8 protein-coding genes are annotated in these 14,337 nt (G+C 67.0%); 1 reads left to right on the top strand and 7 read right to left on the bottom strand.

Annotated elements, in window-relative coordinates:
* Positions 1–6: 6 nt before the first annotated feature.
* From ACT009_RS10185 to ACT009_RS10165, 5 genes are all read right to left on the bottom strand, one after another.
* Positions 7–1,032: a cupin-like domain-containing protein gene (locus tag ACT009_RS10185; RefSeq protein WP_445190977.1), complete on the bottom strand. Its 1,026-nt coding sequence runs from the start codon at positions 1,030–1,032 to the stop codon at positions 7–9.
* Positions 1,029–1,745 carry a SapC family protein gene (locus ACT009_RS10180; RefSeq protein ID WP_445190976.1) on the bottom strand — a complete coding sequence of 239 codons (717 nt, stop codon included), beginning with the start codon at positions 1,743–1,745 and terminating at the stop codon, positions 1,029–1,031. The genes ACT009_RS10185 and ACT009_RS10180 overlap by 4 nt, the downstream gene beginning before the upstream one ends.
* 143 nt (positions 1,746–1,888) lie before the next feature.
* Positions 1,889–5,071 (bottom strand): TonB-dependent receptor, encoded by a 3,183-nt coding sequence (locus ACT009_RS10175; RefSeq protein WP_445190975.1) that lies wholly within the window; start codon positions 5,069–5,071, stop codon positions 1,889–1,891.
* A 250-nt stretch (positions 5,072–5,321) separates the two neighbouring features.
* Positions 5,322–7,871, bottom strand: a complete 2,550-nt coding sequence (locus ACT009_RS10170; protein WP_445190974.1) for a glycoside hydrolase family 9 protein — start codon at positions 7,869–7,871, stop codon at positions 5,322–5,324.
* 74 nt (positions 7,872–7,945) lie between these two features.
* Entirely contained in the window at positions 7,946–10,291 is a 2,346-nt protein-coding gene (locus tag ACT009_RS10165) for a glycoside hydrolase family 31 protein (protein ID WP_445190973.1), read from the bottom strand.
* Between the two features lie 252 nt (positions 10,292–10,543).
* On the opposite strand from ACT009_RS10165, the gene ACT009_RS10160 reads away from it, so the two are divergent.
* Positions 10,544–11,656: a lactonase family protein gene (locus ACT009_RS10160; protein ID WP_445190972.1), complete on the top strand. Its 1,113-nt coding sequence runs from the start codon at positions 10,544–10,546 to the stop codon at positions 11,654–11,656.
* A gap of 258 nt (positions 11,657–11,914) precedes the next feature.
* Here the strand turns inward: ACT009_RS10160 and ACT009_RS10155 are convergent, their stop codons facing one another.
* On the bottom strand, positions 11,915–12,949 hold the full coding sequence (locus tag ACT009_RS10155) for a glycoside hydrolase family 5 protein (RefSeq protein WP_445190971.1): 1,035 nt from the start codon (positions 12,947–12,949) through the stop codon (positions 11,915–11,917).
* Between the two features lie 23 nt (positions 12,950–12,972).
* On the bottom strand, positions 12,973–14,307 hold the full coding sequence (locus tag ACT009_RS10150; RefSeq protein ID WP_445190970.1) for a glycoside hydrolase 5 family protein: 1,335 nt from the start codon (positions 14,305–14,307) through the stop codon (positions 12,973–12,975).
* Between the last annotated feature and the right edge of the window lie 30 nt (positions 14,308–14,337).

The raw sequence follows: 14,337 nt of genomic DNA, 5'->3' as shown, positions 1-14,337 counted from the left end.
CTTCCCCTAGCGATTCATCCGGGCGAGCAGCTTGGCGCGGAGCTGACGCGCGCGCCGATCGTCGAGCGGCGCAAGATCGCCGCGCATCGCGGCGGGCAGGTGCTCGCCCGCCCGCCCAGCCTCGCCGAACACGTAATGCTCGAACATCGCGCGCCAGGCTTCCTTCTCCGCCGCGGGGCGGTCGCGCAGGCTGAGCAGGCCGTGGAGCAGCGTGGTCATCGGCGTGTCGGCGAATGTCGGAACCGCGTTCCACCAATAGTTGATCATGACGTTGAAGGCGTCGAGCGCCTCGACATTGTGCCACCACAAGGCGGGGTAGAAGAGCACGTCGCCGGGTTCGAGATCGGCGACCTCGGCATGCGCCAGCGCCTCGGCAAAGCGCGGATAGCGGGCGAGATCGGGGGCGCGTAGATCGACCATGCTGACGACCTGGCCGCCGGGGGTCGGTTCGAGCGGGCCGGGATAGAGGTTCGCGACCTGATCGGGCGGGAACAGCGTGAAGCGGCGCCGCCCGACCATGCAGCAGGCGAGGTTGTTCGACATGTCGTAATGCGTCGCGGCGACGGTGCGGTTGCCGATCCAGATGCTGACCAGTGCGGGATCGTGCCCCGCGGGCGGGGCGGGGAGTGCGAGATCGTTCCCGGTGCGCAGGCCAGGAAGGTAGGTGTCGAGATCGGTGGAGCCGATGTAGAAGGACGGCGCGTCGGCGTCGCCCAGGCGTGCCGCGATCGCGTCGAGATAGGCGGACAGCGCGACGCGCTTCGCCTCGAAGTTGAGGCCGGTCCAATCGTCGCGGTAGAAGAAGCGACCGCCGATCGCCGGCGCGCCGGTGTAGCCGACCACCTCCCGCCCGACATCGAAGCGTTTCAGATAGGCGATGGCGGCATCCGCGCCGTCGTGTCCCGCAGCGACCAGCGGCCAGTGCGCCGCCGCGCCGCGCAGGATCACCGGCCGCCCGTCCGCGAGCAGATCCGCCGGCGATAGCTGCGCGCCGACGGCATCGACGACGCGGGTCGTGCGTAAAGCGGTCACTGCGACGCCGCGCGCGCGTTCTTGCGCTCGATCAGCAGCGCGACGTTGCCGAGTGAGGTCGCCGCCATGATCGCGGCGCGCAGGAAACCCAACCGGTGGAGCATCTCCAGCGTCGGGCCGGCGAGATCGGCGAGGCGATCCTGATCGATAGTGAACACGTCGGCGACGGTGTAGGTGGTGCCGTCGCCGAGTTCGATGTCGAGCGACACCGGGCGGATCAGCGCGGCCTCCGTAAGCGCGGCGAAGAAGGGCGCTTGCGCGTCGTGCCCGCGACGGATCACGTCGAGCACGCCGGCGATCCGTTCGAGGTAGGGCGTGCGACCGCCGTGGCGCAGGAACAGCGGCTCGCCGTTTGCCGCGCCGACACGTGGATCGTCGAGATCGACATAGATGCCAGGCCCGTCGTCGCTATCGGGACCAGGCGGGCCGTGGAGGAAGGGGCCGCGCTGCTGGATCGCGGGGACGTACCGCGCGTGCCAGTCGTCGCCCGCAAGGAAGAGATTCTCGTCGCGATCGAGCCCGAGCAGGGCGACCGCGTAGAAGGTGCTGTCGTCGTGGCGGCGGAACAGGACCGGATAGTCGCGCTGCAACGCCTCGAATTCGGTCGGGAACACGAGCAGCTGATTGACCGCGTCGCCCAGATCGGCACCGCGCCGCGTCGCGACCGTCAGATCGGCATGGGCAACATTGTCCAGCAGGACGCGATTGGTCATTCGATCAGGGCTCCGCCCAGTTTTGCCGCGCCCGATCAGGGCGTGCCGCGACCTGTAAGCGTCCCGGTCGGGCGCTCCAAGCGCGTAAAAAGAAACGAGCCGCCCAACCGGACGGCTCGTTCCCATGTCGTCACTGCATCCGATCAGAACCGGAAGCGACCGCCGAGCAGCAGGCGCGGCTTCAGTTCCTGGGCGAACACCAGGTTGGTCTTGTCGCGGCCATATTGGCGAAGCGATTCGCTGGTCAGGTTCACGCCCTCGAACGACAGCGCGATGTTTTCGGTGATGTCGTAGCTGATGTTGAAGTCCAGCGTGCCGAAGGCGTCGGTGAACAGCGGGTTGCGGTTCGCGCCTTGGTTGGTCGCCGCGAGGAACTTCGCGCGCCAATTGTACGACACTCGGGCCGAAATCCCGTTCTTGTCGTAGATCACCGACCCGTTCGCGCTGTCACCCAGACCGGTCAACGCGAAGACGTTGACGTTGGGGTTGGCCGCGATGTCGACGTTCACGTTGCCGTCCACCTTCGTGTACGACGCCGCCAGGCCGAAGCCGGTGTCGCCGAAGAAGTGCTGGCCGGCGACCTCGAACCCGTGGATGTGGCCATCACGGTTGTTGATCGGCTGCGACACCGCGAAGTTGAACGGTGCGTCGTTGGCGTCGGCGACGATGTCGACCGCCTTCAGGATGTTGTCGACGAAGCCCTGGTTGAGCAGGCCGTTCGCGCCGCGATTGGCCTGGAAGGTCGCATCGGCCGCACCGGTGTTGCCGGCGTTCTGGATCAGCAGCGCGGTGTAGGTGAACAGGTTCACGTCGCTGACGTCCGCCCCGAGCGCCTTCAGGCGATCGGTCGCAGTGCCCGAACGGCTGCCTGCATTGGCGGCAGTCGGATCCCGCAGGCCCAGCAGCGGCTGGTTGAACACGCCCGAGCCGATGAAGTTACGCACCCGCTTGTCGAAGAACCCGACCGATACGAAGCTCGACGGCTTATAGTACCATTCCAGCGACAGATCGAAATTGTCCGACACCAGCGGCAGCAGGCCGGCATTGCCCTGGCTGCCGGTGGCGGTACCGCCGAGCGACGTCGGGCGCGGCGGGCCGCCGACCGTGGTCGAGGCGAACAGGTTGCCGTAGTCCGGCCGTGCGAGCGTGCGGCTTGCCGAGGCGCGGGCCACCAGGTTGTTGACCAGTTCAATGTTGAAATCGACCGCCGGCAACAGGTTTTCGTAATGACCGCGCTGGGTGAATTCGACCGGCGTCGCGGTGGCGAGGTTGGGGAACACGACCGAGAAGTCGTTATCCGACTGCCAGACGATCGCCGACGGGGCGATCTGGCGCGCGAAAGAGCGAGTCTTGGTACGCTCGTAGCGGGTGCCGAACACCAGATTGGCGTCGTGGCCGGCGATGTCGCCCTTCCAGGTGATCTGGCCGTAGATCGACCAGATCTTCTCGCCGACCTGATCATAATCGAAGCCGGTCTGCGAGATCGCGTTCGCCTTGTAGTAGTTCGACAGCAGGTTGTTGAGCGCAACCGCATTGCCGCGGAAGGCGACCAGCGTCGAGCCGGTCGAGCGCGGCTTGAAGTCGTCGAACTTGCAGGTCAGGCAATAGGCACTGACGAGATCGCCCGCGAGCGTCTGGACCAGGCCGGGATCGCCGATGCCCCAATCGCCCAGCTGCTGCTGGGTCTGGGTACGGGTCGAGGTCATCAGCGTATCGGTATAGGCGGTGCCCACGTCGAAGCGGCTGCCACCGCCCAGATCCCAGCCGAGATCGGCGCGACCGCCGTTGATCCGCTGCTTCTGGTTCGCGGTGTTGGTCCGCGCGACCTGGGTGCCGAGATCGCCCACATCGAGGATGCCGTTGCCGTTGCCGCGGCGATAATCGTCGGCGGTGCCCAGGATGTTATCGGGACCGGCCGAGATGGTGCCGTCATTGACGACGTTGGTCTGAACCGGGAAGCCGTTGCTGAAATCGACCGATTGCGATGCGATGACGGGAGCGCCGAGGCTGACCAGCGTCGCCGAGGTGCCGTTCGGGGCATCCGGAGTCGACTTCGAGACTGCGTGGTAGCCGTCGAGGTTCAGCGTGAAGCTGTCGGCGATTTCCCACTTCGCGTTCAGGCCATAGGACTGAAGCTGCGTCTTGGTCGCGCGGTACTGCTGCTCGAAGCCCGCGTCCTTGACCGGATTCTCGTTCTCCTGGAGGAAAACAGTGGTCGCGATCGTCTTGTTCTGATCAAAGCCGACCTGGTTGAACGGACGGTTGAACCAATTGGTCTGCTCCGAACGCTGCTCCTGCAGGCGGTTCTGCGCGAACAGTGCGTCGGCGGTGAAGGTCAGCGTCTCCATCGGCCTGAACTGGACGACGGCCTGGCCGTTGATGCGCTCCCGCTTATTTTCGGAGAACTGGTAGCGGCTGTCGTTCGGCACCAGCACGTATGGCGTGGTCGGCCGGTTGGTGATGGTGGTCGACGAGTTGATGTATGGACCCGCGGTATTGAAGAAGTCTGCGGTCGGAACGACGTTGAAATAGTTCGGCGCGCTCTGCACCGAGGTGCTGTTGCGCTTCTGATAGCTGCCAAACACCGATGCGCCGAACATCTGGTTGGGGCTGGACCAGCTGAGGAGGCCCGACAGTTCGGGCGTGATCTCGTCGAGCTTGCTTTCCTTGTCCTTCAGGCTGGTGTCGTACAACGCCTTGGCGCCGATCGAGCCCGAGAAACCCGACTCGCGCGCGTCGAGCGGCTTGCGAGTGACGATGTTGATCGCGGCGCCGATACCGCCCGACGGGATCGCGGCGCGGCCGGTCTTGTAGACCTCGAGCGCGCTGACGCCTTCCGATGCCAGGTTCTGGAAGTCGAACGACCGACCGGTGCCGCGTGCGAAATCGCCCGCGCCGCTGGTGTCCACATTGGACGCAGGAAGCTGGCGACCGTTGATCGTCACCAGGTTGAAGCCGCCGGAGAAGCCGCGGACCGAGACCTGCGACCCTTCGCCGTTGACGCGGTTGATCGACACGCCGGTGATGCGCTGGAGCGATTCGGCGAGGTTGGTGTCGGGGAACTTGCCGATGTCTTCCGCGGAGATCGCGTCGACGACGCCGGCCGAGTTACGCTTGATGTCGATCGCGCGATCGAGGCTGGCGCGAATACCCGTGACGACGATGTCGCCTTCCGCCGGGCCCTGTTGCGGGTCCTGGCCGGTCGGCTGGACGGTGCTGGCTTCGCCGGGTTGCGGTGCGACGGATGGCTGCGCGTTGGTGGCTTCGGCGCCAGACCCTGCGGGTGCGGTGCCGGTCTGCGCGACCGCGCTGGTCGCCGTGGCCATGAATGCGACGATAGCCATGCTGGATACGGATTGAACCAGCAGGCGTGTACGGTTCTTCATTTGGAAACCCCCTCCTAAGTTTGTCGTCGATTGCGACAGTGACGCTTGGCCGTTGTGGCTCTCACGATAGCGCTATCATTGCTCTAACGTGTTCGGTACGCAAAATCACTTGTTTTATGTCTCGATGCGACGGTTTGACGCACGAACAGCGAAGATGTTGGCAAAATTGTCACGTTCGCCGCTGCAGCATTCAACGGCGACGGGCGAGATCGGCGGCGGCGTTGGCCAATTGGATGTAGGCGGCACCTTCGGGAACGACATATTCGTTCTCGCCCCAGAAGAACGGCCAATCCTCCTTGTTCTCCGGGAAGTCGGGTTTGACGATCAAGGTTCCCGGCACCACGCCGCCGGCGATGAAAGTGAAGTCGGCGCGATTGTTGCCATAGGCGACTTCCTTGGATCGGGTGCCGACCGCGGAGACGAAGGAGATGTCGGAGCCGGGATGATTGCCGTGCAGGAAGGCCAGGCTGGCGAACACTGGCGCGGACCCGACGATCTCCGGAAACGCTTTGTGCAGCGCATAGGCGGTCAGGCCGAATTCGAGCACCGTGCCGTTGCCCGCCCAGCCGCCGGTGGTGATCGGGACGCCGTAGGGATTGGCCTTGGCGATCATCGCGGCGTCGACGGCCCAGGCGCGTACCGCGGGCGTGATCGTCATGCGGAACGACGCGGGCATGAACGGCAGCGCACGGAGCACCGTCGTCGCGTCGCGCGGGAAGGTCTTCTCGATCGTCGGCCACAGCGCCGCGATGCGGTCGGCGTAACGGGCGTTGCGGGTGGCGACGAGCAATTCGACCGCGGCGGCCAGTTCCTCGGCCTCGATCGGGCCACCGGTGGTGTTGCCGTGCCTGAACAAGGCGGGCGGCTGGCTGTGTTCCTGCTGCCAGGTCCGTTCCGCGATCTGCAGCGCGCGCGCGGACAGCGGGTCGTCGAAGCCCGCGAGCGCGCGGCTGGCCGCCGCGAGCCCGGCGGCGGAGCCGTATTGAAGGGCGGTAGAGCGGCTGGTGAAGGCCCAGCGATCGTCGGGCACGCCGCTGCGCCCGTCCTTCGCATCCTGCTCCGCGAGCTTCGCGTCGTAGATCAGGCCATCGGTCTTGGTCGAGGCGTCGCCCAGATGGGTGTATTGTCCGACATCGGGCTCGACGATCCCGTTGATGGCGTGGCCGACCGCGTCATATTGCGCGACCAACTGCAGCGCACCGTGGCGGATCTGCTGGAGGAGGTCGGGCGCGCCGTCGGGCACGTGCATCTCGACCCGACGTTTGACGGGATCGATGCTGGTGGTGTCGCGGGTCGGGCGGAACCGCTCCCAGCTTTCGACCATCGAGCGGATTACCGCATATTGAGTCTGGGTGCGGATGTCGAAATCGCCCGCATCCAGCCAGCCGCCGACGTTCAGGCCGGGGATGTGTTCGCCGGGCTTGTACTTGGAATCGGTGGTGGGACCCTGCCGGTACAGGTCGATATGTTCGTGGTCGACCGGGGCCTGGCGGGCATCGTCGCGGTGCGGATCGCCGTGCCAGACGCGGTACGCCTCGTTGACGAACATATGGTCCATCGCGACCGGGAAGTAGACGTCGAGGGTCGGGTGCCAGGCATCGGCGTAGAGATCGTCGGCGATGCGGAACGGCGCGGTGCGGGTCTTGCCGTATTCGAGCATGTAGATGCCGGGTTCGCGCACCGTGCTGAAATCGAACCGTGCATAGCGGTAGCGTAGGTAATCGCCCCATGCGGTCGCGCGGCCGCTGGCGGCGACGCTGGTCGATCCGGCCGGCGCGACCTTCAGGAGGCGGATGGGCCCGCGAACGATATCGGCCCGGTCGAGCTCCAGCGTGGCGACCTTGCGCTCGCCCGGGGTATAGCCGAGCTGCGAATGGCCGATCACCGGGGTGCGCAGCCAACCGGGTGCGGCGGCGGCATCGAGCGTCCATTGCACCACCGTGCCGGTGCGGCCCGCGGGAAGCAGCGTGCGCAATACGAACCAGCCGTTCTGCGCCTGGTTGCGACCGTCGTACAAGGCGATGTCCGCATCGGCGGAGCGCACCGTGACGCGCCGCGCCGGATCCTCGGGCGCGAAGACGAAGCTGCGTCCGGTCGCCATCGGCTGCGGCTCGGCGCCGGGACCGTCGCTGCGGCCGCTGGCGGCGTTGCGGGTCGCGGTGGCGGTCATCGCGCTCGATGCGTAGAGCGGGAAGGTGCCGCCGCGGCCGTCGGCCATGAAGCTCTTGTGGAAATAGGCGGAGGGAAGAAATTCGAGATTGAACCCCGCCTTGCCGTCGAGCGCCGCGGGCAGCGCCGACGGCAGGACGATCGACACCAGCAGCGAGCCGCCGCGCGGCTCCGCCCGGACAACGTAGCGGAACTGATAGTCGGGATATTCCAGCACCGCCTCGACCACGCCGGTCTTCGCATCGACCTTGCGCTCTACGAGCCGGCCGATCGGATCCCATTGTCCGGGGGTAGCGGAGAGGCGGACGTCGCCGTTGGTGACGGTACGGACGTCCTGCTGGATCAATTCGACGCCGCTCATCTTGGCGTCGGCGAACAAGCCGTCATACCAGTTGCTGAACACCAGCCAGTTGACGCCGGGCGCCTCGTAATAGCCGGCGGAGGCGAGCCGGAGCGATGCAGTCGAGGCTGCCGGCGCGGGTGCCGCCTGCTGCGCGGCCAGCGGCGTGGAAGCGATGACGCACGCCGTGGCCAACGCGGTCGCCAGCGCCCGCCGTTCGTATCCGTCCATGCTACCCTCTCCGGCTTATGGTAGCGCTATAATGAACCTCCTTGGCAAAGATCAACGGGCAAAAGGTCGTAGGCTCATTGAGAGCCGACGACCTTCACCAGCGATGCCGCGTCCTGGCCTGTCGGCAGCTTGCCCGACGCAGTGAGCCGCTTGGCGGTATCGTTCCAGCGGAGTGACGCAGTCTTGCCGCCGCCGGTGCGGTACGCGTTGGTCACACCGTCGTCGTCGTACAGCGAGAAGCGCGCATCGCGGCCGGGATAGACGCGGATCGATTCGATCATCTGCCTGGTTGCGGTGCTCGGCACCTTCACGCCCATCGGCACGATCGATCCGGCACGGACGAACAGCGGGATCTGGTCGATCGGCGCGGCGACGTCGATCGTCTGGCCGCCGGCGTGGCGCTGGTCGGTCCAGTAATCGTACCAGTCGGCGCCCGCGGGCAGATAGACCTTGCGGGTGGTGACCCCCTGGTCGGTCACCGGCGCGACCAGGAAGGCAGGGCCGAACATATATTGGTCGCCGATCGTCGCCACCTTCGGATCGTTCGGGAAATCCATGAACAGTGCGCGCATGAACGGCGCGCCAGTGCGGTAGGTGTCGTGCCCGAGCGAGTAGAGATAGGGCATCAGCGCGTATCGCAGGTTCAGGAACTTCGCGAGCACCGGCTCGGCCGCGGTGCCGTATTCCCAGAGCGCGGTGCCGGGGCGCTGACCGTGGATGCGCAGCGTCGGGGTAAAGCTGTTATAGGCGAACCAGCGCGCGAACAGCTCGGGATAGTCGGCGTAATCCGGGCCCATCGCGATCGCGCCGGCGGGGTCGAGTAGGGGGGGGTGTGGCGCCTTGGAGCCGTTCGGCCACTGCCAGCCGCCGGTGTCGCTGCTCCAGTAGGCGAGCCCGCTTGCGGTGAAGCCGAGGCCGGTCGGCACCTGGCGGCGCAGCGCCTCCCAGGTCGATTGGACGTCCGACGACCAGAACAGCCCACCGTTGCGCTGGCTGCCGAGATAGGCGGCGCGCGCCAGGATGACGTTGCGCATCGTCGGCCGGTCGCGCGCCGAGCCGTCCGCGACGCTCGAGGTGTGCACCAGCGGATAGAGATTGTGGTAGCGATCGCCCGACCCGATCGAGAAGAAATGCCCGTCGGGCACCAGATCGGGTTCGGTCTCGTCGAGCCAGAACCAGTCGAACCCCTCCGACGCGATGTTGTCGCGGATCTTGCCCCAGAACCATTCGCGCGCATCGGGGTTGGTCGAATCGAGCAGCGCACCCGCGCGGTCGGCGCGTACCGGCAAGCCATCGACGACGCTGCCGTCGGCGTCGTGCAGCAGCCAGCCCTTGGTGGTCAGATAGTCGTAATAGCGCGATTCGCGTTCGAACCGTGGCCACACGCTGATGATCGAATGCATCCCCATCGATTTCAGCGTGGCGTTCATCGCCTTTGGATCGGGGAAGAAGGTGCGATCGATGTCGAGCTGCCCCATCCGCGTCCAGTGGAACCAGTCGAGCACCATGATGTCGATCGGCAGGTCGCGCTTGCGATAACCCTGGGCGATGCCGAGCATCTCGGCCTGGGATTCATAGCGCGCCTTGGACTGGATCAGCCCGAACGCGGCCTTGGGTGGCAGCGGCGTACCCCCGGTCAGCCGGGCATAGCCGGCGTAGAGTTCGTCGGTGGTGTTGCCGGTGATCACGAAGAACGACACGCGTTCGCCGACTTCGGACTGCCAGTGGGTGCGATTGTGCAGGCCAGGCGAGACGGTGGTGACCGAGGGATTGTCCCAGACGATGCCATAGCCCTTGTTGGTGACCATGAACGGCACGCACACGCTCTCGCCCATCGGTGCGTCGTAGTAATGCCGGCAATCGATGGTCCGGCCCTTCAGGTCGAGCACGCCGTCCTGATGCTGGCCGAGGCCGTAATAATGCTCGTCGGGCTGGACCGCGAAGCTGGCGCCGACGCGGAAGGTCTTCTCGCCATTGACGGTGTGCGGCGCGAGCTCCCAGCCGGTCATCTCGGCGAGCTGGCGACCGTCGGCGCCGCGGATCGACAGCGACACCGGCGGCAGCGACGGCGCGAAATACCGCTCCATCTGGGTCGGCGCCTTGGGCCAGGGCTGGGCATTGACGGTGAGGGTCAACGCGGGCGACGCGAAGACGTCGGCCCCGCCGTCGCGGCGGTGGCTCCACCCGGTCGCGTCGGGCTTGGCGTTGGGCCCCTCGCCGGGCGCGGCGTCGGCAAGCGCACGATCGAGCGAGATGGTGACGCGGACGATGTTGGGTGCGTAGGGCTCGACCGCGACGATGCTGCCGTTGCGATCGACGCTGGCGAGCGGCGCAGCGTCGGCGGCCGACATCGCAAGCGCCGCGGCGCCGGTGGCTAGGATGCCGCGGACCAGGCGGCGCCCGCTGTTGATGTGCTGCATCGTTTCTCTCCCCCTCGGTTCCGACCCGCGCGTGGTGTAGCCGACTGATGGGGCGCTGCAAGCGATGGCACGGGGTGTGGCGTGCGACCTTGGTCGGGGTGGTTTTCGCGGATTCGCAGGCCTTGCTGCAAATCCGTCCTACCCGCCTTCGCGAGGATGACGAAAGGGCGTGGCAGCGGGCGCGGAGAAACATCGGCGTGGCGGGATGGGCGCACCGCGCTATGACGATGCCGGACCGACGAGAGGCGACGGATGAACGACTGGACGATGACGCGGCGGGCGGCACTGGGCGCGGTGGCGACGGCGAGCCTGGCGGGTGCGTTGCGCGGCGCAGGCGAGGGTGGTGCGGTCCGGTTGATCGCGGGAACCTATGCGCGCGAGGGCGGCAAGGGGCTGTATCCGGTCGTCCGCGACGGTAACCGCTGGCGGGTCGATGCACCGATCGGCGGGATCGACGATGCGTCCTTCGGGGTCGGCGGCGGGCCCGCGGGCAGTTATTATCTGGCGAAGGAGGGCGGCGCGGGGTCGCTCGGCGCCTATGGTCCGGGGTGGCGGCGGCGTGCGGCGGTGCCGACCGGTGGCGCGGACCCCTGCTATCTCGCGATCGACCGCGCCAGCGCGTGCCTGGCGATCGCGCATTATTCGAGCGGCGGGATCGCGTTCGTTCGCCTCGATCCCCGGACCGGTGCGCCGGGCGAGCCGATCCAGTTCATGCACAAGGGTGGCGGCCCCAATCGCGACCGGCAGACCGCGCCGCACGCCCATTGGGTCGGGTTCAGCCCCGATCGACGGTGGCTGCATGCGATCGATCTCGGCGCCGATCGGATCTTCCGCTACGCCTTCGACGCCAAGGCACGGAGCCTCACGCCCGCGGGCGAGGCGTGGCAGGCGCCGCCGGGCGCGGGGCCTCGGCACCTGGTCCGCCATCCGCGGCTGCCGGTCGCCTATGTGGTGTGCGAGATGGGCAATGTCGTCGCGGCGCTGCACGCCAGCGCGGACGGGCAGTTCGCGACGCGGCAGATCGTGTCGACGCTGCCAGCAGGCTTCACCGGTGCGAGCCAGGCGGGACATATCGCGATCGATCGAGCGGGTCGCCGGCTCTACGTATCGAACCGCGGGCATGACAGCATCGCGGTGTTCGCGCTCGACGCCGCCGGCGCGCCGACGCTGCTCCAGCATGTCTCGGGTGGCGGGCGGTGGCCGCGCTTCTTCCTGTTGCTGGAGGATCAGCGGCAGGTGATGGTCGCCAACGAGCGGTCGGGGACGCTGGACCTGCTGGCGCTTCAGCCGGACGGTCGGCTGGCGGCGACGGGGGAGCGGCTGTCGGTGCCGGGGGTGGCGTTCCTCGGGGTGGTTGGGGCCTGAGCTCCTCGCCTGCGCTCTCCCTGCCCTTACACCACCCCGGCGGAGGCCGGGGCCCAGGCAGAAAGGCCCGGGTGATGGAGTGCGGCGCTTAGCCACGATTGTCTCCCAACTGGGCCCCGGCCTCCGCCGGGGTGGTACTAGCGTTGGTTTCAATCAGGATCGTACGCGTGGGAATTCTCCCCTTGCAGAGGAGGATCCGCGATGTCCAAACTTGGACAAATCCGAGCCTAAGGGAGAGACGAGTATCTTCGCCTCGCACTAAGGTATCAGCGCCTTGCGGATCGGCTCGACCCATTGGTCGCGATCGATGTCGTAAAGGATGAAGTCGCTGTCGAACTGCCAATAGGCCCAGGGGAAGCCGTGCGCTTCGGCTTCGCGACGGACGGTGGCGGTGTAGCGGGCGCGGTCGGCGATCGGGGTGCCGCTCTTTTCGTAGGCGCCGAACTCGCCCATCAGCACCGGGCGGTCGTTGGCCTTCGACCAGGCGCCGACCTTGTCGTAATCGGCCTTGATGCGCGCCTCGTCCGCGGGGGTGAACGGGATGTTCTTCAGCTTGGCGGTGTCTTCGGTCCAGGGCGCGCCCTGGTGGGTGAAGCGGAACGGTTCATAGGAGTGGAAGGTGACGAGGATGTTGCGATCGTCCTTCGGCAGGACGAGCGTCGGCAGTTCCTCGAGGTTGTTCCAGCGCGTCGGACCGATCACCAGCGTGCGGTTCGGGTTGGTGGCGCGGACCAGCGGAATGAGCTTGGCGACCATCGCGTTCCATGCCGCGGCGTCGAGCGGGGCGTGGGGTTCGTTGAGCAGTTCGAACAGGACGGTGTCGGGCGCGGCGCGATAGCGTTCGGCGATTTGCGTCCAGAACGCGGTCAGCTTCGGCTCGCACGCGGCGGGATCGGCAGAGCAGGCATTGAAATCATGTTCGTCGATGATCACGCCCAGCCCTGCAGCGGTCGCCTCCTTCACCACGCGGTCGAGCGTCGCGAGCCATTGCGGATCGAGCCGGTTCTGCGCGTCCATATGCTTGAACGACTGCAGCACGACGCGGACGAAATCGAACCCGCCCTGCTTGATGATCGTGAAGTGGCGGGTCTTGAAGCGGGCCTTGGCGGGGTCGTTCCACAGCGGATCATAGCCGATGATGTTGACGCCGCGGCGTAGTCTGGCGGCGGTCTGCCAGGCGGGGCCCTGGCCGGGCGTGGCGGCCGACACCGTGGGCGGCTTGGCGGCAGGGGACTGCGCGGCGACCGGGGTGGCGAGCAGGGCGGCGGCAAGGGCGAGCAGGGGAAGGTGCATCGGCGGGTTCCTCGTCTGGACGATCAGGCGGTGACGGTGGCGGCGAGCGCGGCGGCATGGTCGCGGATCACTTGCCGGGTGGTGCGATCGGTCGAGAAGACGCCGTACCAGCCCTGAGGCTCGTGCGGCGGATCGCCGACATAGGAACGGTCGCCGCGCTGGAACCGGAAGTCGTCGTGCGCGGCGCGACCCTCGCCGCTCCACGCCCAGAAGTTCGATCCCGCGATCGGCCCGTTCGCCTTGGCGCTGGCGAGCACTGCGGCATAGACCTGGCGGTAGAAGCGGTCCTTGAACGCGGTGGTGGCGGTGGGCGCATAGCTGCCGGCGTCGCGCGGGTAGCCGAATTCCTCGATCACCAGCGGCTTGCCGAGCTTCGTGGCGAGGGCAATGTGGCGGTCGATGTAATCCTGCACCTTCGCCGCGCCGGCATCGTAGGTGCCGGCGAGATCCTTGGCATCGACCCAGCTCCAATTGAGGGGCCAGACGTGCGCGGTGAGATAATCGATGCCGTCGATGCGGTGTTCGGCCTCGACGATGTCGGCGCGCTCGATCGCGCCCTTCAGCCCTTCGCTGCCGGTCGAGACGAGATGGTTGCGGTCGATGGTCTTGATCAGCGCCGCGGTGTCGCGGACCCAGCGGTAGAAGGCGGGAAGGTTGGCGATCGCGGCGGCCTCGCTGCCGCCGGGGCGCGGTTCGTTGGCGAGCTGCCAGGCCATGATCGTCGGATCGTCGGCATAGGCGGTGCCGGTGACGCGGTTGGTCCGCCCGACTACGGCGCGGACATAGTCGCGGTAAAGCGCCACCGCGGCGGCGTTGCCGTAGAATTGCGCGGCCATGTCGGCGAATTCGGGCCAGGGATGCGCGGGGTCGTTCATGTTGATGAACGTGCCACCGTTGACGTACGACAGGTACGTCATCATCCCGCCCGACCATTCCCAGAAATTGCCGACATAGAGGACCGCGCGCAGACCGCGCTTGGCCATTTCGGCGAGCAGGAAATCGAGGCCGCCGAACAGCGTCTCGTTATAATCCTTGCCGGGTCCGCGGAAAGTCGGCGTGATCGAGTTGCGCAGCGGCGACAATTCGGACGAGGCGAGCACGCGCAGATTGGTGATGCCGAGCGCGGCGACCGCGTCGAGCTCGCGCCGCAGCCGGTCGCGATCGCCGAACGCGGCGTCGGCGCCGAGATAGGCGCCGTACCAGATGTTGGCGCCGACGAAGCGGTACGGCTGGTCGCCGAGCCGTAGCGCGGTGCCGACGCGGCGAACGAAGCGCGACGGCGGCGCCGCGATCGCCGGTGCGGCGAGTGCGCCGGCGGCGGCCGCGCCGGTCGCCAGCAATGTCCTACGCGTGACCATGATACTCTCCTAATGTCGTTCTGTAGCGGC

It is taken from the genome of Sphingomonas sp. Tas61C01 (assembly GCF_052567495.1).
Note: the sequence above shows the minus strand (reverse complement) of the source record. Positions and strands in the feature narration are given on the sequence as shown.